The sequence below is a fragment of the Nitrobacter sp. CN101 genome (assembly GCF_055390255.1).
Map to the genome: position 1 here is coordinate 3,555,084 of NZ_AP038833.1, position 24,909 is coordinate 3,579,992.

At 57.2% G+C, this 24,909-nt stretch carries 19 protein-coding genes and 1 tRNA gene; 7 read left to right on the forward strand and 13 right to left on the reverse strand.

All coding sequences use genetic code 11. The features are described 5' to 3' along the window. Positions 1 to 3: 3 nt before the first annotated feature. From ACZ5IL_RS17795 to ACZ5IL_RS17805, 3 genes are all read right to left on the reverse strand, one after another. Positions 4 to 759, reverse strand: coding sequence for a metal ABC transporter ATP-binding protein (locus ACZ5IL_RS17795; RefSeq protein WP_464593559.1), 756 nt, complete (start codon positions 757 to 759; stop codon positions 4 to 6). After that, the gene (locus ACZ5IL_RS17800) at positions 753 to 1,013 is read right to left on the reverse strand and encodes a hypothetical protein (RefSeq protein ID WP_464593561.1); all 261 of its coding nucleotides are present in this window, start codon (positions 1,011 to 1,013) and stop codon (positions 753 to 755) included. The genes ACZ5IL_RS17795 and ACZ5IL_RS17800 overlap by 7 nt, the downstream gene beginning before the upstream one ends. Before the next feature lie 330 nt (positions 1,014 to 1,343). Beyond that, positions 1,344 to 1,949 (reverse strand): superoxide dismutase, encoded by a 606-nt coding sequence (locus ACZ5IL_RS17805; protein WP_425908529.1) that lies wholly within the window; start codon positions 1,947 to 1,949, stop codon positions 1,344 to 1,346. A 269-nt stretch (positions 1,950 to 2,218) separates the two neighbouring features. Here ACZ5IL_RS17805 and ACZ5IL_RS17810 point away from each other — a divergent pair, with 269 nt between their 5' ends. Next, positions 2,219 to 2,656 carry a DUF2147 domain-containing protein gene (locus tag ACZ5IL_RS17810; protein ID WP_464593563.1) on the forward strand — a complete coding sequence of 146 codons (438 nt, stop codon included), beginning with the start codon at positions 2,219 to 2,221 and terminating at the stop codon, positions 2,654 to 2,656. A 28-nt stretch (positions 2,657 to 2,684) separates the two neighbouring features. On the opposite strand, the gene ACZ5IL_RS17815 is transcribed toward ACZ5IL_RS17810, so the two are convergent. Then, entirely contained in the window at positions 2,685 to 5,168 is a 2,484-nt protein-coding gene (locus ACZ5IL_RS17815; RefSeq protein ID WP_464593565.1) for a heavy metal translocating P-type ATPase, read from the reverse strand. 54 nt (positions 5,169 to 5,222) lie between these two features. Here ACZ5IL_RS17815 and ACZ5IL_RS17820 point away from each other — a divergent pair, with 54 nt between their 5' ends. Beyond that, on the forward strand, positions 5,223 to 5,498 hold the full coding sequence (locus ACZ5IL_RS17820) for a metal-sensitive transcriptional regulator (protein WP_079447773.1): 276 nt from the start codon (positions 5,223 to 5,225) through the stop codon (positions 5,496 to 5,498). 1,005 nt (positions 5,499 to 6,503) lie between these two features. On the opposite strand, the gene ACZ5IL_RS17825 is transcribed toward ACZ5IL_RS17820, so the two are convergent. From ACZ5IL_RS17825 to ACZ5IL_RS17865, 9 genes are all read right to left on the reverse strand, one after another. Further along, a tRNA-Met gene (locus ACZ5IL_RS17825) sits at positions 6,504 to 6,580 on the reverse strand. Positions 6,581 to 7,005: 425 nt separating this feature from the next. After that, entirely contained in the window at positions 7,006 to 8,079 is a 1,074-nt protein-coding gene (locus ACZ5IL_RS17830; protein ID WP_464593568.1) for a tellurite resistance/C4-dicarboxylate transporter family protein, read from the reverse strand. A 115-nt stretch (positions 8,080 to 8,194) separates the two neighbouring features. Next, positions 8,195 to 9,451, reverse strand: a complete 1,257-nt coding sequence (locus ACZ5IL_RS17835) for an MFS transporter (protein WP_464593570.1) — start codon at positions 9,449 to 9,451, stop codon at positions 8,195 to 8,197. Between the two features lie 238 nt (positions 9,452 to 9,689). After that, complete coding sequence (gene narI / locus ACZ5IL_RS17840) at positions 9,690 to 10,367, reverse strand: respiratory nitrate reductase subunit gamma (protein WP_079447822.1); 678 nt, start codon at positions 10,365 to 10,367, stop codon at positions 9,690 to 9,692. A 34-nt stretch (positions 10,368 to 10,401) separates the two neighbouring features. Further along, positions 10,402 to 11,430: a nitrate reductase molybdenum cofactor assembly chaperone gene (gene narJ / locus ACZ5IL_RS17845; RefSeq protein ID WP_464593572.1), complete on the reverse strand. Its 1,029-nt coding sequence runs from the start codon at positions 11,428 to 11,430 to the stop codon at positions 10,402 to 10,404. A 140-nt stretch (positions 11,431 to 11,570) separates the two neighbouring features. Continuing rightward, positions 11,571 to 13,112 carry a nitrate reductase subunit beta gene (gene narH / locus ACZ5IL_RS17850; protein WP_464593574.1) on the reverse strand — a complete coding sequence of 514 codons (1,542 nt, stop codon included), beginning with the start codon at positions 13,110 to 13,112 and terminating at the stop codon, positions 11,571 to 11,573. Between the two features lie 64 nt (positions 13,113 to 13,176). Further along, entirely contained in the window at positions 13,177 to 13,881 is a 705-nt protein-coding gene (locus ACZ5IL_RS17855; protein ID WP_464593576.1) for an FKBP-type peptidyl-prolyl cis-trans isomerase, read from the reverse strand. Then, entirely contained in the window at positions 13,875 to 17,519 is a 3,645-nt protein-coding gene (locus ACZ5IL_RS17860; RefSeq protein ID WP_464593578.1) for a nitrate reductase subunit alpha, read from the reverse strand. Before ACZ5IL_RS17860 ends, ACZ5IL_RS17855 begins: the two co-directional genes overlap by 7 nt. Then, positions 17,519 to 18,499: a c-type cytochrome gene (locus ACZ5IL_RS17865; RefSeq protein ID WP_464593580.1), complete on the reverse strand. Its 981-nt coding sequence runs from the start codon at positions 18,497 to 18,499 to the stop codon at positions 17,519 to 17,521. The genes ACZ5IL_RS17860 and ACZ5IL_RS17865 overlap by 1 nt, the downstream gene beginning before the upstream one ends. 664 nt (positions 18,500 to 19,163) lie before the next feature. On the opposite strand from ACZ5IL_RS17865, the gene ACZ5IL_RS17870 reads away from it, so the two are divergent. From ACZ5IL_RS17870 to cyoD, 5 genes are all read left to right on the forward strand, one after another. Beyond that, entirely contained in the window at positions 19,164 to 19,910 is a 747-nt protein-coding gene (locus ACZ5IL_RS17870; RefSeq protein ID WP_464593582.1) for a hypothetical protein, read from the forward strand. Positions 19,911 to 20,127: 217 nt separating this feature from the next. After that, positions 20,128 to 21,549 (forward strand): ArnT family glycosyltransferase, encoded by a 1,422-nt coding sequence (locus ACZ5IL_RS17875; protein ID WP_464593584.1) that lies wholly within the window; start codon positions 20,128 to 20,130, stop codon positions 21,547 to 21,549. Between the two features lie 357 nt (positions 21,550 to 21,906). Then, on the forward strand, positions 21,907 to 23,880 hold the full coding sequence (locus ACZ5IL_RS17880; protein ID WP_464593586.1) for a cbb3-type cytochrome c oxidase subunit I: 1,974 nt from the start codon (positions 21,907 to 21,909) through the stop codon (positions 23,878 to 23,880). Then, positions 23,877 to 24,491 (forward strand): cytochrome c oxidase subunit 3, encoded by a 615-nt coding sequence (locus tag ACZ5IL_RS17885; protein WP_464593588.1) that lies wholly within the window; start codon positions 23,877 to 23,879, stop codon positions 24,489 to 24,491. The genes ACZ5IL_RS17880 and ACZ5IL_RS17885 overlap by 4 nt, the downstream gene beginning before the upstream one ends. A 60-nt stretch (positions 24,492 to 24,551) precedes the next feature. Further along, positions 24,552 to 24,830 carry a cytochrome o ubiquinol oxidase subunit IV gene (gene cyoD, locus ACZ5IL_RS17890; protein WP_464593590.1) on the forward strand — a complete coding sequence of 93 codons (279 nt, stop codon included), beginning with the start codon at positions 24,552 to 24,554 and terminating at the stop codon, positions 24,828 to 24,830. Positions 24,831 to 24,909 lie beyond the last annotated feature (79 nt).

Consider the following 24,909-nt stretch of genomic DNA (forward strand, 5'->3'; position numbering starts at 1 on the left):
GCCTCAAGCTGCGCGCGGCGGAACGTGCGCTGCGCAGGCAGCAGCGCCATCGTCGAAAGCTTCACACATCTGCCGGGCCAGCGACAGGTTGTCGGCCGTCAACGCCTGCGCCGTTGGTCCCCATGCCACCGCGCCGCGCGCCAGCAGCAGGGTCTCCGGAAAATTCGTACGTACCAGATCCATGTCGTGCAGCGCCGCGACCACCGTGCGCTTCTCCTCATGCCAACGCCGCACCAGAGCGAGCAAATCGGCCGAAGTCTTGGCGTCAATGGCGTTGAAAGGCTCGTCCAGGACGATCACGCCGGCATCTTGCAACAGCACCCGAGCGAACAGCATGCGCTGCATCTGCCCTCCCGACAGCGTGCCGATGGGGCGGTTTTCAAATCCGTTCAGGCCGACAACCGCAAGAGCTTCAACGATCCGCCGACGTTCGCGCCTGCCGAGTCCGCCGAACGCGCCGGTGGTTCGCCACAATCCAGAACCGGTGAAATCGAACACCGAAATCGGAAAGCTGCGATCGATCTCAGCGTTTTGTGGCAAATAGGCAATATCGCGGACGTCGAGATCGCCGAAGGCGATCGATCCCGCCAGCGGCTTCAGGATGCCGACGATGCCGCGAAACAGGGTGGATTTACCCGCACCGTTTGGACCGACGACCGCCAGCAGCGCGCCGGCCGCGATCTCACCGCTCAGATGATGCACGGCCGGATGCCGCTCATAGCCCAGCGTGACGTCACGAAATTGCAGTTGCGCTACCATCTCACGGTTGTCAGCAGTACGGCCGCCCAAAGTCCGACGCTGACCGCAAGCGCCGTTCCCAGCCGAGCAACCAGCGCCATCCGCAGGATCGACCACGGCACTGCCTGGGCCGGATGCGGCGAGGATGGTCCATGGGCGTGCCCCTTTGGGTGTCCATGCTCGTGAGCTTGACCATGGACGTGAGTGTGAGGAGGAAGCACCTGATACGCTTTCCGGCCCCGGACGAGACCAGGGAGCCAAATTGAGAAGTCCATGACCGTTATATTATAACATCACGGTTGGCTAGCAGGCAAGCCGGTGGCTTCGCGAACGGGGCGTCCAGCAGTCGTCGCGCTATGTCAGATGGACGGAGCAGCGCGAGACCGGCAAACAGGCCGAACGACCGATCCCGACCACGTAGATGGCTAGCCAGCCGATCTCGCCGTGTTCGTACAACAGCGGTATCGAGCGATGATGCGAGAAGGTGACGCAGCAGACCTCGCTGCGTCCAATCTGAAACATTGATGAGAAATATAACGAACGGGCATACCAACAAAAAAGGCGGCACTGCCATGCCGCCTTTCATGAGATTTTCCGCCTATAGATCAGACGGCCTTGGAGAACAGTTCGTCGACGTAATCCCAATTCACGAGATGATCGAGGAACGCTTTGAGATAGTCCGGACGGCGATTGCGGTAGTCGATGTAATAGGAGTGCTCCCAAACGTCGCAGCCAAGAATGGGAGTCGCGTTGTGAATCAGCGGATTCTCGGCGTTCGGCGTCTTGGACACTCCGAGCTTACCATTCTTTACTTGCAGCCACGCCCATCCCGAACCGAACTGCCCGGCGCCAGCCGCGGCGAAGTCAGCCTTGAACTTATCCAGACTGCCAAAATCCTCGATGATTTTCTTCTCCAGACGACCGGGCAGTTTGTTGCCACCGCCATTGGGCTTCATCCAGTTCCAGAAATGCAGGTGGTTATAGTGCTGACCGGCGTTGTTGAAGACGCCCACGGCCGCGCTCTTGCCGTATGAGCTTTTCACGATCTCCTCGAGCGACTTGCCCTCGAATTCGGTCCCCTTGATTGCGTTATTTCCGTTGGTCACATACGCCTGATGGTGCTTATCATGATGATATTCCAAGGTTTCTTTGGACATATGAGGCGCAAGCGCGTCATGGGAATACGGCAGGTTCGGAAGCGTAAAGGTCATGGGTTATTTGTCCGAATTGGTGGGAGATTGAAATTGAGACCAGAGAAAACCCCCGATCAGGAGTTTCCTTCGCCAGTACTACAATAGCCGTTACATACCATAACTTGAGAGTGGTCAACGCTGGGTATGCCAGTCTTGCAGGCCGCATATTCACGAGACGCGCAGCTCGCTGCTAACCCACCTCCTGCTGTTCAAAGAACTTGCCGCACGTATGACGTTGCATCACTCGGTTTTTTTGTTATGCCACCTAGGAAACTCTGGAGGTTGTCATGCTCGTGCGATCCGGCTTTGTCATCGCAGTTTTTGCCGCCATGTTATCTGTCGCCGGCGCACAGACACCGGCCGACCCCACCGGCATCTGGTTAACACAGGCGGGCGATGCCAAGGTTCGTGTCAGCAAATGCCGCAGTGGAATTTGCGGCGTCATTGTCTGGCTACGCAACCCGATCGATCCCGCGACCGGAAGACCTGCCGTCGATGACAAAAATCGTAACCCCGCGCTGTCCAAGCGACCGATGATCGGACTGTCGCTGTTCCATGGCATGTCGCAGACCGAATCTAACAAATGGTCCGGCACGATCTACAATGCCGATGACGGCAACTCCTATGCCAGCAACGTCTCTGTCGCGAGTCCCGGCGCGCTGCGCGTGGAAGGCTGCGTCGGCGCGTTGTGCAGCGGAGAGGTCTGGACGCGCTCTCACCGCTGAAGAACAAACGACCGACCTACCCTCGCCTTCAAAGCCTCGCAGCGCGCAGCCGCAGCGCGTTGCCGACGACGCTCACCGACGACAGCGCCATGGCAGCGGCGGCCACGATCGGGGACAACAGCAGGCCAAGAAGCGGATAGAGAACTCCGGCCGCGATCGGAATGCCTGCCGCATTGTAGATGAAGGCGAAGAACAGGTTCTGCCGAATATTGCGCATTGTCGTCTCAGAGAGACGGCGGGCGCGAGCGATACCCATGAGGTCGCCCCCGAGCAGCGTCACGCCGGCGCTCTCCATGGCAATGTCCGTCCCGGTGCCCATGGCTATGCCGACATCGGCGGTGGCAAGCGCCGGCGCATCGTTGATGCCGTCTCCAGCCATCGCCACGACACACCCCTCATCCCGAAGTCTTGCGACGACCGCGCTCTTCTGCTCGGGAAGAACATCCGCCTCGACATCGGCAATGCCAAGCTGCCTGGCGATCGCATAGGCGGTGGTGCGATTGTCGCCGGTCAGCATGATGACCTTAATGCCGTCTTCTGCCAGCGCTTTCAGAGCCGCGGGCGCTGACGCTTTCACGGGATCGGCAATCGCGAGCAGCCCCGCCAGCTTGCCATCATGTGCGATATTGATGACGGTGGCACCGTCGGCGCGCAGATCTTCGGCCAATGCCGCCATGCCGTGAACGGCAACATTCCGGGATTCGAGAAACGCGGCTGAGCCGATCAGCACAGTTTTTCCCGCGACCTTTCCAGTCACGCCCTTCCCGGCCGGCGCGTCGAACTCCTGCACGTCGTTCAGCACCAGATTGCGGTGCTTCGCCGCAGCTACGATGGCGTCCGCCAGCGGATGCTCGCTGGATCGCTCGACGCTTGCAGCAAGACGCAGCAGATCGTCTTTCTCGACACCTTCCGCTACCTCGATTGCGACGACCTTGGGCTTGCCCTCGGTTAAGGTGCCGGTCTTGTCGACCACCAGCGTGTCGACCTTCTCCATGCGCTCGAGCGCTTCGGCGTTCTTGATCAGGACGCCAGCCTGCGCGCCGCGTCCCACGCCCACCATGATCGACATTGGCGTGGCGAGCCCGAGTGCACATGGACAGGCGATGATCAGCACGCTCACCGCAGCAACCAGACCGAACGCCAGACGCGGCTCGGGGCCAACGATGGCCCAGACCGCGAACGCCACCGCAGCCGCAGCGATGACGGCGGGCACGAACCAGCCGGCCACCCGATCGGCCAAACGCTGGATCGGAGCGCGGGACCGCTGCGCCTGCGCTACCATCTGTACGATCCGCGACAACAGCGTGTCGCGTCCGACCTTCTCAGTCCGCATGACGAAGCTGCCAGACCGGTTGATGGTGCCAGCGATCACCCGTGCCCCCGCTTCCCTGGCAACCGGCATGGATTCACCGGTCACCATGGATTCATCGAGCGACGAGCGACCGTCGACGATAACACCGTCCACCGGCACCTTTTCTCCGGGTCGAACCCGGAGCCGGTCACCGACGGCCACGTCGTCAAGCGCCACGTCGTGATCCGCGCCCAGCTCATCAATGCGGCGCGCGATCTTCGGTGCAAGATCGAGCAGCGCCTTGATGGCTCCCGACGTTGCCTCGCGCGCGCGCAACTCAAGCACCTGCCCGAGTAGCACCAGAACCGTGATGACCGCCGCCGCCTCGAAATAGACCGCGACCGCGCCGTCATGCCCGCGAAAGGCCTGCGGGAATATCGCGGGCGCGAAGGTGGCGGCAAGGCTGTAGACGTAGGCGACGCCAGTGCCCATCGCGATCAGCGTGAACATGTTGAGATTGCGCGTCGTCAGCGATTGCCCGCCACGCAAGAAGAACGGCCAGCCGGCCCAGATCACCACCGGCGTCGCGAACGCGAGCTGAATCCAGTTCGATAATGTTTGCCCGATCCAGCCATGCGCTCCGGCAATATGCGCACCCATGTCCAACGCGATCACAGGCAACGCGAGGATCAACCCGATCCAGAACCGGCGCAACATATCCGCGAGTTCAGGATTAGGCGCGTCGTCCAGGGACACAAGTTCAGGCTCCAGCGCCATGCCGCAGATCGGACAGGCGCCGGGGCCAACCTGGCGGACTTCCGGATGCATTGGGCAGGTGTAGATGGTGCCTTCCGGCACATCCGCCGGCGGCGCCTTGGACTTGTCGAGATATGACTGCGGCGCCGCGGCGAATTTGGTTCGGCAGCCGGCAGAGCAGAAATGATAGGTCGAGCCATGATGATCGAAGCGATGCTTGCTGGTCTGCGGATCGACCGTCATGCCACAGACCGGATCGAGAACTTTTACGTCGGCCGCATGGGCGGCCTGACCATGGTGTTGCTCGTGATGACGTGCGTGAGCGTCATGGGTATGTGCCGTCGCAGCTTCCCCACCGCAGCAACTCGCCTCACTCGATGCGGCGGGGGGTGACGCAGTCTGCTTCTCCGCACTGCAGCCGCAGCCATCTCCATTTTGGGACTTTGCTTGCCCTGCTGTGTTCATCCGGACCTCCGCAGTCCCCTTGCATCATATACCCCATGGGGGTATATACGCGGCATGCGCGATAATATCAAGATATCCTGCCGAAAGCGCCTCAGCCGGATCGAGGGCCAGGTCCGCGGCCTATCCCGAATGGTGGACGAAGACCGCTATTGTATCGACATCGTGACGCAGATATCCGCGGTGCGCGCCGCGCTCCGGCGCGTCGAGGAGGAAGTGCTGAAGGATCATGTGGCGCATTGCGTCGAGCACGCGATCACAAGCGGCAACAAGGCCGATCAGCGGCGCAAGATCTCCGAGTTGATGGCCGTCATCGAGCGGACGAACCGATAGTTGAAGAGATATTGCCGGCGTCCACCCGGTGCGCGAGATCGGATGCGCCAGATCAGATCGATGCGGTATCTGAATCTTCTCGAAGTCGCCCTGCCCAATACATTCTATGTTGCAGCTTCGCCTTCACGGGCCGGGACAGGACGGACACCGATGCAGAAATTCCCATCCTCGATGAAATTCCCACCGCGTCGCTTTCGCGGGAGCGCTCATGACAGGACGGCACCGTTTTTGAATGGGGCGGGACAGCGAAGTGACAAAGGAGTTGTCCGTGTCGATATAGGGATCGGCTCTGCGCAATCCGCCCGGGTCGATGCCGATGAAGGATGCGAAGAGCGAGGCAATAGCCTTCCAGTCGTGAGCATAGGAATAAGCGAGCTGTCGGATCTTGGTACGAACCTGCTGCAGCGGAGGGTGAACGGTCCGTGCTTCGCCCAATACCAGGCTCCATTCGAAGCCACCCAGGCGGAAAGCCGACTCTTACAAGGAGTGGGCTACGCGCACTTCGCGATCCGGATATTATTTGCCACGGGCGCGAGCCGCGGTTCGTGCAGGAGAATGCGTGGATTCATGAATCGGTTTTTCAACGTATTCACTCGATCCCGGCTTATCGTCCGGAAAATCTGCCGAAGCAATCTCGAATCGTCCCGCTCGCGATCGGATCGGCAGCACGACCGGCGAACGGATAGATCCTGAAGCCCGGAATTTCCGATGCACCTGCCGCACTGCAACCGTAGCAGCGCGCCGTAAAAGCCGCGCAGCTAAAACCACACCCGCCTTCGCAAACCATAGGATTTCTGCATCGACCAGCACGCGAGACCTTGGCACAGCACCGAGATGTGGCCTGCTGCCGGTTTCGTGGACACCGAGATAAACCGAAGCCGCTGCTTCACCACATGCGCGGTGACGCCGATCTGGCCGCAATCCTCCGGTTTGTGGCGGGCAAGAAAAACCCCGACGTCCTTTCGGAAGTCGGGGTTTTGGACGACCTGCTATCGCAGGCATCGGTGGTTGCGGGGACAGGATTTGAACCTGTGACCTTCAGGTTATGAGCCTGACGAGCTACCGGGCTGCTCCACCCCGCGTTAAACTTTTGCTCGCCCTCGAAATCATGCCGGGCAGCAATCCGTCGACACCTAGGCGCCGATCAATTCTCGTCCGGTAGGTGACTGAGAAGGCAACTCGGGCGAACGCCCTAGTGCGAAACCACGTGTACCAATGCACACTCGCTTTGGAAAGGGCTGCGCCTCACATTTCCTGACTTTTATAGGTCCGGACGACAGTTCATTTCAAATTCGATTGGCTTCCTCGATGATACGACTCAATTCTGTTCACGCGCAGCGAAACCGCATTTTAGAAACGAGGTTATACCCTCTCGCCTATCTCCCTCGGCATGCGATGTTAGGCTACGCGCCGGCCGCTCCGTAAATTTCAAATCGAAGCACTACTGGTGTCCGAATCCGAAATCAACATCGGCAAATGCAATCCGCGCGGACGATCCATATGACCCTCAGCGAGAGTTGAGCGCTGGAATCAGATCGCGGGCGAGTTTCCTAACGAGACCGATAAACGCTGCCGTCCAAGCCAGCAAAGCCACATAGACGCATACATCCGCGATAGGCCGTAGGAACTCCAGCCTCATGGCACTGGACATCTCGTAAGTGCAGACGGTGTACATCCCCAATGGAAAGACCGCACTCCAATACGCTGGGTCGTACCTGAGAGGGAAACGCCGATAAACATGCCGCCATACAAACAGGACGATAAGAAGCGGTATCCACCACGTGCCGGCAGCCCAGAAGAAAATCGTAAACCCCTTGAGAAAGGGAAGTAGCTCCTCAAGGAACCACGCATCCGCCGCATTCTCAATCAGCACCGAGCCAGCAAGCGTTGAGATAGCCATCGCTCCCATGTTGATCCAGTACGAGGGCACGAAATCGGCAGGCGAGAACTTAAAAAACATATAGCGATAGAAAATAAGCGAGATGATCGAGATGTACATCATGCCGCCCCACAGCAACATCGAAAGCGCCAGAAAATTGACGTCGAGCCGGAGGGGTTGATGAATATGTCGTGCGAGTAGCGCGCTCAGGAGAGCGATCGCCTGGGTCGAAACAACCGCAAGCAACCAAGCCCCGGTGATTCCCTGATCAATGGTCGGCTTGGCTTCCATAATCGTCAGGTTTGCAAAAATTGTGTAGGTCAGGATAATCCAAAGGAGAATACCAAAAATCCAAAGTCCCATGGCAACGTCTAATGCGCCAGCGAGTATGAATTGGTTCGCCATCACCCCCGTGGCAGCCACCGCGGAAAGGAATCCAGGCGCAGAACGATGGTCGGTGAGATCGACAATCAGTGCTCGACGGTAGCGTATGAGTCGCCACGACGTGAGAATCCAGAGCGCTACAAATTGTGTTGTATTCAGCCAAAGAAGAGCGACGGCGATCGGATGAAATCCGGCCCGCTCCGAAGCAATGGAGACGATCCCAGTAGCCATCACCAACGCAAAATAGGCTGGTGAAAGGCGGCGGGCGCCGCGCATGCGAAGCCGAAAGCGACGTTTAGGTGAGTCGAACGGCTGCACTAGACTTCACTAACCTTGGGCTTAGACACCGTTGTGACGCCACACCGCCCCCCTTTCCCGGGGGCGGTGTGAATGGTTGACAGGCAAACCTCTCAGGATCGCCTAGATAAAGGATTCAATGGGCAGGAACGGCTTCGGCGATCTCAGCACTGATCGGCTTCACATTCCTGAAGCCAACTCGCGAGAACGAAACATAAAAAGCCGCCATATTCATTAGTGCCCAGACAACAAAGCCGAGCGTGTACCCCCCTAACAGGAAGTTGCTGGCTGCCAGAACAGCGGTCATCGTGAAACCGCAAGCCGCGCCGGCAGCTTTGGCCAATCCACTGACTGCGCCAACTTGTTCAAAGTACATCGGGATTAGCTTGATGACCACTGCCGCTGACGCGCCCGACAGCAACGCCAGCCCATAAATGGCGACCAACTCCAAGCTCAGTGACATCTGCAAAGCCATCAGCACGGCAAGAACAGACATGGCACCGAACATCCAAGTCAAAAGGGAAAAAACCTCATAACGGTCAGCCAGCCAGCCCCCGAGCGGTCGGGTAGCTGCCACGCAAACCACCAGCAGCGGCGTGTAAAATGCCACTGCCGAGGTCGCTTCCACGTGCCAATGATCGACGAGATAGGTCGGCATCGTCGACGCGAAAAACACCAAGGTGCCGAACGCCACCCAATAAAGGCCAGGCACCAGCCAAACAACGACGCCCGAGCGGTAGACAGCCAAAATCTCCCGCGTCGACGTATTCTTAAGCTTCTTGTGCGGCGCATCAGACGTGAAAAACATGTAAACCACCGCCATTAACAACGTCGGAATGGCGAAGATCGGGAATATGATACGCCAGCCATCGGGATCGTTCGCATCTGCAACGCTCGTTATGACGAACGTAACAGCCATCATACCAAAGGTAATCCCGATATTTCCCAAGGCAAAAAGGCCCAAGGCCATACCCTGTCTGGACTTGGGATACCACGACGACACGTGAGCGTTACCCACCACGAAGGTCGCACCACCAAGTCCTAGCATCGACCCCAGGAATAGGAAGGAATAGTAGCCCTCCGCAAAGGTTCCGAAAATCAGAACCACTGAAAGGCAAACCAACAAAATCGTAAACACAGTTCGGCCACCGAACTTGTCAGTCCAGATACCTAGCGGAATACTGACAGCAGCGGCGAAAAGCGGCTCCATCGCAGCCAAAACAAGCACTTGAGTGCTCGTGAAATGGTACCACTCAATCAAAAATGGGGCGAGCGCAGAAAACATCCCCCAAATAGCGAACCCAAGCGAAAACGCTAAGGTCGAGATCCACAGCACCTTCGCATTGCCTTGCGGCTCGCTTGGCGTATCTACCTTGCCAACTGAATGTTCCACCGGTAGCTCCTACCTAAGAAATAATCTATCTAGCTGATTGCGTTGCTTCTCAAAAATCAGGTTAGTACCCGGATCCTGACCTTAGGCTACCGGCTCGCCGCGCTGCTAAGCCAACGGGATCCGCTCTGCTCTAACTTCTCAACCGACACGTCAACTCATAATTCTCGCCGGCGAGCGAAACTCGCCGGCGAGAATACTTTTTTCTCTTTTACCAGAACGTAACTATTACGCCAAGCGACTAGTGGGCAGATCTCACAGTGTTTCTGATCTGGATCTGGTACGGCCGCCACAAGTACCAGAAGGGGAACATGATCAAATGCACGAGCCGCGAGAACGGAAACAGCGAGATCACCAAGAACCCGGTAAGCATGTGCGCTTTAACAGGAAGCGGCAGAGCCGACACATAGTGAGTTTGCGGATTCAGAGATACCAGCGAAATCAACCACGGCACCGCAGTATCGATGTACCAGTCAGCTCCCCAGCGGTAAGCCAGAGAAACCCAGAAACCAAGTGCGACCTGTACAAGCAGCGCGACCAGCAATATGCCGTCCATCGGGCTGGTAACGGCAAGAATCCGCTCCGTTGTGAATCGGCGCACAATCAAAACGCATAGGCCTATCAGCGCAGCAAAACCGAATGCAAAGCCAATCAGCTCGACAGTGTATAGTGCTGTCGGCGTAGATGTAAGGCTTGACCACATACCAGGAACAAGAAACCCGATCATATGGGCCAGCAGGACAACTACAATACCGTAGTGCCAAGGCACGGAGCCCCAAAACAAACGGCGGTTCTCCAGAAGCTGGGACGACAACGTTGAATAAGAAAACCGATTTGTGCGGTAGCGATGAACACCACCGATAACCGCCACCACGATCGCCAAGTATGGCAGAACCGCGAACAGGAATACGTCATACATAGAATTTGCCTCCGTCACACATGGGATATTCCTCTCACGCTCGCCAATCCAGCAGGTCGTCTGCTGCGACCTCCGCAAGTGGCTTATACACCTTGAAATGCTGCCGGCCGGCTTGGGTCCAGAATACGACATGCGTTTCTACTGGCGGGCAGCCCGGATCGGAACAAGGAAGTTCCGACACCATGATCGTCTCGTCCTCGTCAAGATTGAATCGCTCTCGGGTCCAACCAAGGACGCGCTCCTGCTCGGCTGAGCGGTCAGCACCCTTCTTCGTCATACCCTCACTTAGCAAAAGCCGTAATGAGTCGAGCACTTGATGATATGGGTGCGCGCGTTTCTCCGCCTCTTCCACATCATAATCTTCGCTCATGGCCAGCAAAAAGCCACCCTCCAGCACATCGCCCTGGCCTTGGCCCTTGAGTTGTTTACGATCGTCTTCCTGACTCTGCCCCTCAACCAATTTTCGTGCTTCGCGCTGCTGCGCCTTTAGCTGCTTTCGCAAATCACGATCATCCAGCTTCGCACGCTCAATTCCAGTATCGCCATCAATGTCCGCTGGTCCGTGTTGATGACTTTCAGTTTCCGGCTTCGTCGTCATACGCTCAAGTGCCGGCAACAGCCCTTTGCTCAAAAGAGCATCGACGTCCTCGCCCTCGTTCTGCGCAGCGAACCGCAATACGATCGACAGGCGGTCAGGCATTTCCGAAGCATCGGGCTCAAACCCACTTACGCGATAACTTTTTTTAAGTTCGACCAAAAAAACACTGCGTTTGTAGTTTTCACCGAAAAGCTGATAGCCCACATAAGGATGGCATATTGAATTCAGATCAAAAAAGCCGCTATAAACTTCCTGCAGCTTTCCTACCGGCGTCTGCTCGGCAAAATCGCGGAAGCTTGCCAACAAAGCCGCGGCTTGAGGCTGCACAGATTTCACCAGCGCCACGCATTCGGCAGCCTTATGCTCTAAACCTGCAACAGGATAATCGAGGATGTCAGCAAACAACCTCAAAACCTTGGCGCGGTTCGAATACAAAACCTCTGCACGATGCGAAAAACGACTCATGATTTTTTATGTCGAGCCTTAGGATACTGAACACATTATATAAGACAGTCTTCCTATTTCAGACCATCTTAGAACCACGCGAGGCGGTTCCGACTACATAACCCGGAACCGTCTCGCGCCTTGCCGTGCGGGAAGAGGGCCTATGGTCCTCTTGCCGGATCGGTGTGGAAGCCGACGCCGACCGCACCCTTGCGGATCGGATAGTTGTGAGAGACCGGATCGAGCTGCGGGAACAGAGCATCAACCGCCGTCTCACGCTCCATCGGTGGAACCACAAAGCGTTCCTCGAAGGTCGGCATCGAGGTGAGCCGCCAGATCGCCTCGACCTCCGCCGCGGTGGTCTTGCCTTCCGCCAGCGCTCGCTGCACCTCCTCGTCCGGAATGTCCTTGACCTTCCTCGAACGCATGTAGACGCGCACCGCAACCAGCTTCTTGTAGACGCCGCGGATGATGTCCTCATTACCGCCCGCCAGCAAGCTCGCCATATAGCGGAGCGATACGCGTGATCGTTCGAGCGAGCTCATCAACGGTCCCAACCGTGATTCACTAGCAATGTTGTCGTATACGCCGTTCTCCACCTTGGCCAGAACCGGCCCCAGCGGCGGCACATAGAACAGCATCGGCAACGTGCGGAACTCCGGATGCAGCGGCAGCGCGATGCCCCACTTCTTGACGAACTGGAAGACCGGAGACTTTTGCGCAGCCTCAATCTTCGAATCCGGAATCCCGTTGGCCCTTGCAGCCGCGATGATCTCCGGATCAAACGGATCCTTGATGATGTTGCGCTGTGCCATCACCAGCTGATCCTGCGGCGACTTAGCCGTCTCTTCGATCGCGTCCGCATCGTAAAGCACGAGGCCGATATACCGGATGCGTCCCACGCAGGAGTGGAAGCACGCCGGCGGCTGGCCGCTCTCCAGACGCGGATAGCACAGGATGCACTTCTCGGCCTTGCCCGTCGACCAGTTGAAATAGGTCTTCTTGTAGGGGCAGCCGGACACGCACATACGCCAAGCTCGGCAGCGCTCCTGGCTGACCAGCACAACGCCGTCCTCGCCGCGCTTGTAGAGCGCGCCTTGCGGACACGCCGCAACGCAGCCCGGATTGAGGCAGTGATTGCAGATGCGCGGCAGATAGAAAAAGACCGTGCTGTTGATCTCGTTGATCTGACGCATCTCCTCATCGGAGGCGCCGTCAAGGTTCGGATCGTTGTTCGCGTAGACCTGCGAACCGCCGAGGTCGTCGTCCCAGTTCGGTCCCGCCTCGATCGTGTCCATGTACTTGCCGGTCACCATCGAAATCGCCCGCGCAGTCGGCTGCTCGTCAGCCAAAGGTGCGCTGATCAGGTTCTGGTAATCGTAGGTCCAGGGCTCGTAATAATCGTCGAGCGTCGGCAGATAGGGGTTGTAGAAGATGTTGCTCAGCGTGCCCCACTTGCCCTGCAGCCGCAGCCGCAAGCTCTTCTGCCTCTGACCGTCAACCACCCAGCCGCCGCGATACTTGGTCTGGTCTTCCCAACGTGTCGGGTAACCCGTACCCGGCTTGGTCTCCACGTTGTTCCAGTACATGTACTCGGTGCCCTTGCGATCGGTCCAAATGTTCTTGCACGCGATGCTGCAGGTGTGGCAACCGATGCACTTGTCCAAGTGAAAGACCATCGAAACTTGAGCTCGGATGTCCATGTGTATACTCCTTCGTTCCTATGGCTCGTTCTTATGACTTCATTTTTCGATTGTCGTTGCGCACTTATCTGTTGCCGTTCTCATCGACAGTGTCGGGCGCAGGTGGTTTTGACGATTCAACGCCTCGCTTGCGACGTGAATCCACCGTCGCTTGCGCGGCAGCCAACGCAAGTCCATCACCCATGCTCGCTATTGTCGGATCGATATGCTGGTGTCCCGCCGGAGTTGGAGCGTCGCGTACCGTCACGATGCTACCCTCAAACTCGAGCGTCATACCGGCAAGCGGGTGATTCGTATCAACTACTACATACCCGTTATCCTCATCGACCTCGGTAACGATCACATTTTCAACTCGACGTTCGTCGTCGCTGTGCGCAAGAAAACACATTCCCGGCTCAATTTGATCTACACCGCCAAACGTTTCAGCCGGCACTCGTTGCTGCAACGCCTTGTCGCGCTCTCCGTAAGCCTCTTCAGGCGGCAACGTCACTTCAAACCGTTCGCCCGCAGCCTTACCCTCGAGCGCACGCTCAAGGGCAGGCAGCAGACGTCCACTCCCGTGCTGATATTCCAACGGTTCATCGCCCCACACAGCTGACCGAATGTGACGAATTTGACCGTTAGTCCGCAGAGTGTAGTTAATGGTCACGTATTTCCCGACGCTAACCCGCTCAGGCGCACCGAAATGCGCCGGAGCCGATTCATGATCGTGATCATGGTCGTGATCATGATCATGATCGTGATCATGCGTCGCGATATCGCCTACCATTCCAACTTCTCCATCTTACGCACGACGACATGGGTGTCGCGTGTGAAGATACCAGTCGGTCCCCAGTAGTTAAAGCCGTATGTAAACTGAGCATATCCACCGGCCAAGAACAATGGGTTGATACGAGTACGCGTCAGACTGTTGTGCCCACCGCCCCGCCACTTGCGTTCCTGCGACTTAGGAATGTACACCGTACGCTCAACTGCGTGGTAGTACATGCAAGTGCCCGGCTGAATTCGGCGGCTCACGTTGGCGCGCGTTACGACCACACCGTTGTCGTTGTAGACCTCGACCCAGTCGTTATCCTCAATACCGACCTTCTCCGCATCTCTATCATTGATCCACACCGGATCCATGCCACGAGATAGCATCAGCATACGGTGATTGTCTTTGTAAGTAGAGTGAATATTCCACTTACCATGCGGTGTGATGTAGTTCAGAACCAACGAACGATCATCAACCCGACTCTTAACAATATCACCGGTCTTGCGCGGATTGAGCCGCGGCTTGTAAGTCGGAATATGCTCACCAAAGTCAAGGTACCACTGGTGATCGAGGTACAACGACTGGCGACCAGTCAGCGTACGCCAAGGCACCAAACGCTCGACGTTCATACACCAGGCGGAATACGCACGACCATCGTTGGTCATACCCGTCCAGCAGGGACTTGTAAGAATTCGTCTCGGCTGACGCGTCAGATCGTAGAAGGTCGAAGAGACGCCCCTAGTGGGCTCCGCAATATCGACTAGCGGCAGACCAACATGATGCTCCTCGTTATGGAAGCCCTGATAGCAGACCTCGCCGTTTGCCTCTGGCGCACACATCAACAAGGTGTTGCACGCGTCAAGCACATCTTCCAGACTTGGATACCGCTTGCCACCCCATTCCACACACCGCATATGCCTCGCATCAGGCATCGGCATGACGGGATTATCAAGCATCTGGTCGTACTGCTTCTTGATCGGAATGTTCACACCGACCGCAGAAACGCCATCCTCGCGAGCCTTCGGACCGAACGAAATGAACTTGTTATACAAGTTCGCATAATCTCGCTCGACCACTCGTACGTGCGGGAATGACTTGCCCGGCACCGGCTTGCACTCACCTTCAGCCCAGTCGAGGATCTCCGGCTGAGCCAGCTCATCAGGAGTATCGTGCATGAGTGGCTGAACAACCACGTCCTTAACCGGCTTCGAGAACGCTAGCGGAGCCAACTCACTGACCTTTTTGGAGATCAGCTTGAAGATTTCCCAGTCCGTCTTCGATTCCCACACCGGTGGAACCGCTTGCCCAAGTACGTGCAAGAACGAGTGCAAGTCTGTCGTATTAAGGTCGTTCTTCTCATACCAGAAGGCAGTCGGAAGCACGATGTCAGAATAAAGTGACGTTGTGTTCATACGGAAGTTAAGATCGACAACCAAGTCGTACTTTCCGCGTGGCGCCACGTCACGGTACTTCACCGTATGCGTTTTGCCTTTAGCACGGTCCTCGGCAATCGAGTTATCGTGAGCTCCGAGATAATGCCGCAAGAAGAACTCGTGGCCTTTAGCGCTCGACTGGATCGCGTTACCGCGCCAGATGAACCACATCCGAGGCCAACTCTCGTCAGCATCCGGATCATCGATCGCGAAGTTCACCTTCTTACTGGCGACCTGATCGACGACGTGCGTGACGATATCCTCAGTGCTCTTCGCACCCGCACGCTCGGCTTCAGCGGCCAATTCGATTGGGTTACGGTTGAAGTGCGGCGTGAATGGCATCCAGCCAGAACGCACCGACTTCGCTTCCAGGTCTATCGCATGACCCTTAGCCCATCGCGGATTCGGCGCAGTCAAGCCGTACTCCGTAAACTCCTGCTCGTAGCGCCACTGACAGCTATGAGCATAGTGCCAAGTTGACGACTGCACGACGCGCGGTGGCTTGGTCCAATCGAGCGCCATCGCAATCGTATTCCAGGGCGCAACGGGAGCAAGTTTTTCCTGACCGACGTAGTGGTTGATACCGCCGCCGTTGACACCGCAGCAACCGCACAGGATCAAGGCGACTGTCGCAGATCGGTAACAAAGGTTATTGTAGTACCAGTGGTTGGCGCTGGCGCCCACGATAACCATGGACTTGCCGTTCGTGAGTTCTGCGTTGGTCGCAAACTCCCGCGCGAACCTTATCGCCGTCTCACGGCCGATACCGGTGTGACGCTCCTGCCAAGCTGGCGTATAAGGCGCGTCCTCATCGTCGTAGCTGGTTGCAAACGAGCCTTCCAGACCGCGGCTATGGCCGAACTGAGACATCATGATGTCAAAGCCGGTCGCAACGAGCACCTCGCCCTTGTCCGTAGCGATGCGCTTAACCGGAACGCCGCGCGAAACGACGCTACCATTCACGAAGTCATCGAACCCAACCTGCACCACACCATCGGATTTATCGATAAAGCTCAACACCGGATCGATCGGACTGTTATCCAACGTGTCTTCAGCAGACAGATTCCACTTACCATGCGTAGAACCCCAACGGTCACCGACCTGGCCCTTGAACGCACGAGGCTCACCAGTGCCGGCATCAAGCACCAGCATCTTCCAGTCGCCGTTCTCGACGTCCTGATAGCGTGCAACACGCTTAGCGCGCAACAACCGGCCTGTCTTGTAAGTGTTCCCATTGGGCTCCAGTTCGACAAGGAACGGAAGGTCAGTGTAGCGCTTCACATAATCGATGAAGTACGGAACCTGACGGTCGATATAGTACTCCTTGAGGATAACGTGGTTGGCCGCCATCCAAAGAGCAGTATCCTGACCCGCTTGAAGCGGAATCCACTCGTCGCAATACTTAGCGATCTGACTGAAGTCAGGCGAGAGAACCACAAATTTAGTACCCTCGGTCCGCGCCTCTGCAATGAAGTGCACGTCAGGGGTACGCGTCATGTTCATGTTCGCAGCCATCGAAACAATGAACTTACTGTTGTACCAGTCTGCGCTTTCGCACACGTCGGTCTGGTCGCCCCAAATCTCCGGGAACGACGTCGGCAAGTCGGCGTACCAGTCGTAAAAGCTCATGTTTACGCCGCCGAAAAGCTGAAGGAAGCGTGAACCCGCAGCATACGACAACATCGACATGGCCGGAATGGGCGAGAAGCCCATCACCCTATCCGGACCCCACTTACGGGCCGTATATAGAGCAGCCGCAGCAATCAGCTCGACCAGTTCCACCCACTTGGCACGGCGGAAGCCACCCTTGCCGCGCGCCTTCTGAATGCGAAGCCGCTTTTGCTCGTCTCCAACCAGGGAGGCCCAGGCCTGCACCGGATCAGGATTTGACGCCTTGGCTTCTTTCCAAAGGTCGTAAAGAGGACCGCGGATATATGGGTACTTCACCCGGATCGGGCTGTAGACATACCAAGACGCAGAGATACCACGCTGGCATCCACGCGGCTCGTAGGGCGGCAGACTGCGCTCAAGGAGCGGATAGTCAGTCTGCTGCATTTCCCAGGTGATGATTCCGTCTTTGACGTAGATCGCCCAGGAGCAGCCACCGGTACAGTTAACGCCATGCGTACTGCGGAAGACGTTATCGTGAGACCAGCGGTTGCGGTAAAACTCTTCCCACTTGCGCTCCCGGGGATTAACGAGGTCAAGTATCCAGCTCATCAGTGTCTCCTCGGTGCGTTCGTCCGGCCGCGCGGCCTATTACTATTACCGTCAGTTCCCTTAAACCTTCCGATCCAACCGTCGGAATACATACCCGTAAACCAACCGCCGTGGTAGGGACCCGTGCTTCGTCCGGTCGTAGGCGTAGCCATCATCGGCCGCCGTACACCAAACTTCAGGCGATTCCGCCATCTGAAACCAGCGATCAACAACAGAATCACAGCACCCAAGCCAGTCAACCCTGCCAGCTGCCAGATTGCTGAAGCCGTACGTACGGCCAACCCTTCCTGAGCAAGGAAGGCAGCAACGTCTGCCCGCTCCTGCGGAGTCGGCGGCTGCTTCGTCCAGACTGCTTTCATGGTCGGCGTAGGCAGACCAGCCAGCCAGGAAGACAGTCCGCTAGCTCCACCAAGTCGCTTTGCCACAGTGGTCAAATCAGGAGCAAGCGCACCACCACCGAAAGCTCCGAGGCCGCCGGTGCTGTGACACGCCATACAAGGAGGACCGCCATTAGCGAAGCGATCATTACCGGTGAAGAGATCCTTGCCCTTTTCGGCATCACCCTTGAGGGCCGGCGCCGCAGCAGCTGAGGACCCTCCACCGCCACCCGTCTCCAGGAAAGCAATGATGTTGTCGACCTCAGCAGTGGACAACCCCAGATTGGGCATCTCCATGCCGTTGTATTTACCGAGCAGCTCAACCGCGACCGGATCTTTCTTAGCGATCATCGCGTCCGGCTTAGAGATCCACTCATGCAGCCATTCGGAAGGACGCTTTTTCGTAACGTCTTTCAGGTCGGGACCAACAAGATCCCCCCCGCCTATGCTGTGACATGCACTGCACGTCTTATCGTCGAATAATTTCTTACCGGCCGCTGCATCGGCTGCGTTAGCCACTGTCGGCAACGCTGCCCATATGGCTGTCGTAGCTAGCGCAACAACGGGCATAAATCGCCACGACGCTAGGGGCTTTTTGCTCATGATCCCTCGTCCTCAGATCCATATGATCGGGCGGGCATTAAGTTTTGTTAGATAACAGACGTTTCCCGCTCGTGACCCGTCGTTCTCAGACCCACATGATCGGCGACGGTAGGTTTATGCTAGACTAGAATCGTTAGAAAGCGCAAGGGCGTTGATCCTCGAAATGAGCATTTTTTTCGTCTTACGGAAGCAGTGTTGGAAGAACACGACCAACTATCTTTTGTTTCCGATTCAATGACGCAGTGCACCCTCAGATTATGCTTCCTGTTCAGCTAGCAAGCCCATCTACAATGAACAGATATAATGAACAAACCACCTACGACGAGACGCGCCAGACTCAATATTCGGCAAGCAGGCTGGCGGTGGTCAGCGATCTCGTAAGAAGCTGTTTGCTCCACCGCTCCACCGCTCAACCGCTTGCACGCCGGTTCATTTTGTCGCGGCCCGTCGGGACGGTGACCGAAGCATCAACCAGATTCCTGGAACCTGATTGTCGTGACGAGACGAAGACCGTTAAAGGCAACCCAAGTACCAAGGTCGCCCAAGTCCGACCTCACTGCGGCGGCTGTCCAGCAATCCGTATTCAGTCCGAATTACATTGAAGCCCGGCACGGAATCCTCGATCATGCGTCGGAATGTCCCTCCCCACGCCTAGGAGACTATCATGGCTAAGTCGCGCTTGCCCGCGTTCCTGCAGGACCATCCGGGTCTTGGCAGTTTTGGCAACGTGGAAGTGCCGCGACTGAAGCTGCTTCAGGCTTCATCGCCCGAACTTGCCCAAGCCGAGGACGCAAAAGAAGGTGAGTTCTGGCACAGCCTGCTGGGTCGCAGCATCGGATCGTCCATTCGCATCTGCCCGGTTTTTATCAACTGGTGCTTCATTTTATGGCGTCCGCGGGAAGCCGGCGGCGGAATTCTTGCGCGTGCGGACGATAGCAAACATTGGGCTCCCGCCGATGCTGAATTTACGGTCAAGCTCAAAAGTGGCGATGAAGTCACGTGGAGAACTGGCCGCACGGTGACGGCATCGGGTCTGAATAAACGGGGCAGCTATAATCCGAACGATCCCAATTCACCGCCTGCCGCCACGCGCTTGTATTCGGTCGTATGTTCGTTTCCGGATCACCAAAATTGGCCGCCCGCGGTGGTGAATTTGCAGCGAACGTCCGAGAAGGCGGCGACCAAGCTGATCGATCAATTGAAAGTCCTTCGCGCGCCGTCTTTTGGAGTCATTTTGGAGATGGCCTCCGTTAAAGATGAGTCTCCATCCGGCGAGTTCTATAACTACGCGTTCGAGCTTTATGGGCCGGTGGAAGACAAACCGTTCTACGAGGAAAACTCCAGGCAATACCGTTTTTTCATCGAGCACGGACTCAAGGTGAAAGACCTGGAGGGCGCGCAAGATGACTAGCTTGACGAGATCGTACCAACTTTGATGCGCTCGTGAGGGGATCGTTCCAGATCGAGCCCGCTCTACCGGTGTCTTCCGACAGGCATGAATGCGCCGATCGCGCGTATGATTTGGCGCAAACGTGGATTCCATAGAAACACAAGTGCACGTGGATCAGGCAAGCCGACGCTCAGCCTTCGGGCGGTTACGGGACATCGCTTTTGCACCTGGAGAACGGATGCTCTCCGGTTTCTCTGGTTTGGACAGGTCGCGATGGCCGATCCTGTGGATTGTCTGCTTCTTCCTGGTCCAGGCTGTGCCTGCGACGATTATCCGCGCTGCCAACCTTGAGGAAGGACGCATTATCGCCATCGCGCGCGGGGCCTTGGAAGCAGGTCATGGGCTGACCCCCTTCGTCTACGGCGAACGGTTCGCGGAGCGACCGGTTTTATTATCCTGGATAGCTGCACTCTTTGGCGAAACAACTGGCGGCGTCACGCTATGGTCGCTGCGCATCCCCCACCTTTGCTTTTTCCTCGCCGGAGCGTTGCTGATCTACAGTTTGCTCAGATCTGTTGCTGGCAAGAGTGCCGCGATTTTCGGCGCACTTTGCTGGATCAGCATGCCCGTTGTCGCGCCAAAATTCATCAATGCCGAACCTGACGTCGTTCTCTCGGTCTTGCTGTTCGGCGCGTTTTACGTGTGGTGGCAGGGAACTCGCGATGAGAGACTAACCATCGGACGATGGCTCTGTATCAGTATGTTGATCGCACTTGCCGGCCTGACGAAGGGGCCGCAGGAAGTTGCTTATTTCACTCTTGGTGTTGGCGCTTACATCCTTTTGAAACAGCGCGATCAGATTCCAGCATTTGTCGCGGCGAACATTGGCGCCGGGTTAATCATTGGGGCCTGGTATGGCCTCGTTTATAAGCCGGGTGATGTCGGTACCTGGGAAGCCCATTCGCGTCTGACGCAGACGACTACCGGCCTGACGACGATTCTCGGACATATGGATTTCGCCAAGAGCCTGGCTGTTGAGTTCCTGCCGGGCTCCATCCTGATAGGCCCCGCAATCATGATCGCCGTCCGCAGATGGCGAGATAATACTCAGCATGACCTGCTGCTTGCCGCGGTCCTTTACTCTGTCGCTTGCACCTTCGTTCTCCTGGTCTGGCCGGGCAAAGTGGCTGCACGTTATGCGATGCCAGGAACCATGACGTTAGCAGTGATTTGTGGGCTGATGTTTGAGAACTGGCGCCACAGCCATCCCAGGGTCATCGTGTCTGCACTGGTCGTGACCTGTATGATTTTTGGCGGGCTGCTGGTTAGAGGCTGGATGGTGATGCCCATCGCTCTGCACCTCTTTCAGGAGAGCCGTCTGGCGGGCCAGGCGATCGCTGCCGCCCTTCAGGAGCGACCTCTCTACATAGCAAACGGAGATTCGACCGATCACAACATGCTGGTTTACGTGAGAGAACCAATAAGCGCAGTCGCGTTAGACGATCTGGCTAAACTGACCACCTCGGCCATCGCAGTTTTACGTCCCGAGCATCAGCGCGCCGTGCTTCAGATGAGGCCCGAGTTGCAGTTTGTCGAAAAGGGTAATGTCGTCTCCGGTAAAACTCGCTACAACATCGTCGAGATCATCCCTCCAGGATGAACCATGCAGATTTCACGAGCGGTTGCGATCATGTCAGTCTCCGGTCCGACACACTGTCCGCGGCGGCAGTCACGTCCGCCCAAATTCGGACCTTCGTCGGCTACCATCCGTTGTCAGACGGACGGCGGTTCGTAGGCGCAACCTGCCTTCGACCTCCAGCGCAGATAAACGACGGCACGATGATAATTCATCAGTATTTTCAAAGTCTTGTATAGCTACTGCGGTCATCCCAGCGACCCCCCCTGCGATTTCAATTGACCTCGTGGCCCTACTCAGTACTCTCGAAAGACTTGAGTATGCACCGTCTGATTTTGTCACGGACCGCGGCAGCCTCTCCCTGTCCGAAGACCAATTGATATGCTCGGTAAGCTGACGATTGACGCCCTGCCGTTTTATAGCGGCGTCGCCATGGCAGGAGCGCTGACCGTCGTGTGCGGCGCACTGGGCGTGGTCGCAATCATCACGCGGCTCGGTCGATGGCGGTTTCTGTGGTCTGAATGGCTGACGAGCCTCGATCACAAGAAGATCGGCATCATGTACGTGATTCTGGCGCTGATCATGTTGGTGCGCGGCGTCGTTGACGCACTGATGATACGCACCCAGCAAGCATTTGCATTCGAACCGCACGGCTATCTGCCGCCGGACCATTTCAATCAGATCTTCACGTCCCATGCCACGATCATGATGTTCTTCGTGGCGATGCCGTTTGTGCTTGGCCTGTTCAGCATCGTTATTCCGCAACAGATCGGTGCGCGCCGGGTCGCGTTCCCGTTCATGAATGCCGCAGGCCTATGGCTGACAGCATCAGGCGCGACATTGGTGATGATCTCGCTCGTCGTCGGCAGATTCTCTTCCGCCTATTGGACCGCGTATCCGCCCCTATCTGGCGTGCAGCTCAGTCCGGACGTCGGCGTCGATTACTGGATCTGGGCAGTCTTGCTCAGCAGCGTCGGCTCGATACTGGCGGGAATCAGTTTTCTCGTCACGATCGTCAAACGGCGCGCGTCAGGGATGCGATTGATGATGATGCCGCTGTTCACCTGGACGGCGCTATGCACCAGCATACTGATCATCTTTGCCTATCCATCCCTGATTGTTGCCGCTGCGCTGCTTGGCCTCGACCGTCATCTCGGCACGCAATTTTTCGCTGGCAGCGACGGCGTCGCGAACTATGTCAGCCTGTTCTGGATCTGGGGACATCCACACGTCTACATCCTGATTTTACCGGCTTGCGGCATCTATTCGGAAGTGGTGGCAACATTCTCGGGAAGGCGATTGTTCGGCTATGCGCCGCTTGTCTATTCCATCATCGCCATCACCGGACTGTCGTTAGTCGTCTGGCTGCACCATTTCTATACAATCGGCTCTGGCGCCGACGTGAACGCCTTCTTTGGCCGCGCGGCTCCGCTCATTGCCGTGCCCACTATCACGACAATCGTCTGCTGGTCGCTCACGATCTATCGCGGCCAGGTAAAATTCTCGGTGCCGATGCTTTTTACGCTCGGGTTTATCGTCACGTTCCTCATAGGCGGTATCACGGGCTTTTTGTTCGCGGTGATACCGCCTAGCATCCACGACACCACGTTCCGAGTGGCCCATTTCCACAACCTGCTGATCCCCGGCGCGTTGTTCGGCTATTTCGCCGGCTATCAGTACTGGTTCCCAAAGGCGTTCGGCTTTCGTCTTGAGGAAAAGTGGGGCAGACGGGCCTTCTGGTGCTGGATCGTCGGCTTCTGTCTGGCCTTCATGCCGCTGTACATTCTCGGCTTTATGGGAATGCCGCAGCGCCTCAATCGCAGCGACGTCGCCGATTGGCAGCCATATCTTATCGTCGCCCAGGCCGGCGTCCTCTTCATCGTATGCGGCGTCGCCTTCCTGGCCATCCAGATCGGCGTCAGCATTCGTGACCGCAAAGCGCTTGCTGCCTCAAGCGACGATCCATGGAACGGCCGGACACTCGAATGGGCGACCGCCTCCCCGCCAGCGACCTACAACTTCGCCGCTGTGCCGCACGTGGAGGGCATTGATCCGTGGTGGACCCTGAAGCAGGCGGGAACTTTGGACCACAGGTCCGCGCGCTTTCATGACATCATCATGCCCGGCAAGAGCAGCGCGGGAATCATGCTTGGCGCGATGTCGTTCGTGTTCGCCTTTGCAATGATCTGGCAAATCTGGTGGCTGGCCGCCGCTGGCGGGCTAGGCATTTTTGCCGCGGTACTCTCGCAGACGTTCCATGATCATGCCGGCCAACGTATCCCCGCGAGCGAAGTCGAGGCGATCGAAAGCCGGCGTGGCGTCTCGCCTGCACTCGGACGTGGGGCGCGGACGTGACAGATGCCGTCATCACCGCCGATCATGGCGATGAAACCAATGCCGAATCAGCCCAACGCGCTATCGAGGAGAAGACCTACGGCTTCTGGCTCTGGCTAATGAGTGATGCGATTGTCTTCGCGCTGCTGTCCGCGATCTTTGTTGCGATGGCGCGAAATACCGCAGACGGATCGACCCACACGTTATTCCTGCTTCCCCGCATCTTCGCGGAAACCATGCTCCTGCTGGCAAGCAGTGCGACCTTCGGCTTCGCCAGCGTTGCGATATCAGCCGGGCAGCGCCGGCGCGCGATCGTCTGGCTGGGGATGACCTCTATTTCCGGGCTCAGCTTCGTCGTCATGGAGATCTCGGAGCTTTATGGCATGGCCATCGCCAATGCCGGCCCGTGGCAAAGTGGCTTTCTTTCTGGTTTTTTCGCTTTGATCGGCACCCACGGAGCCCACGTCAGCTTCGGCCTGGTTTGGATTGTCTTGCTGGGATACGAAATCGCATTGCGCGGACTCACCCCCATCGCCGCCTCGCGCCTTTATCGCCTGGGCCTGTTCTGGCATTTCCTCGTTATCGTCTGGATCAACATCTTCTCATTCATTTACTTGCCCAGGCTTCTCTAGCATGGCAGCAGCGCCGCAATCGTCTGAAAGGTCAAACGTTTACGTCGTGGGGGTGTCTCGATGAAATCGTACCTCGTCGGCGTCGTTCTCGCGTCGATGCTGACCGTGATTCCATTCGGCCTCGTCGCCACCCGCACGTTGCCTCCGACACAAACCTTGGTCGTCATCGCCCTCGCTGCGGTTGCGCAGGTCGTTGTCCACTTGCGGTACTTCCTGCATCTCGACTTGAAATCATCGTCGCAAGACAAACTGATCGCGCTCTGCTTCGCCGCTATCGTGCTCTTTGTCCTCGTCGGCGGTACGGTTTGGATCATGTTGATCGGTTCCCGCACGGTGTAGTCGGGTGATGCCACCGCAATATCTTAAAGGCCCGCAAAACTGACGACGATCGGAGCGCGGCCACCTTGATTGCATCCGC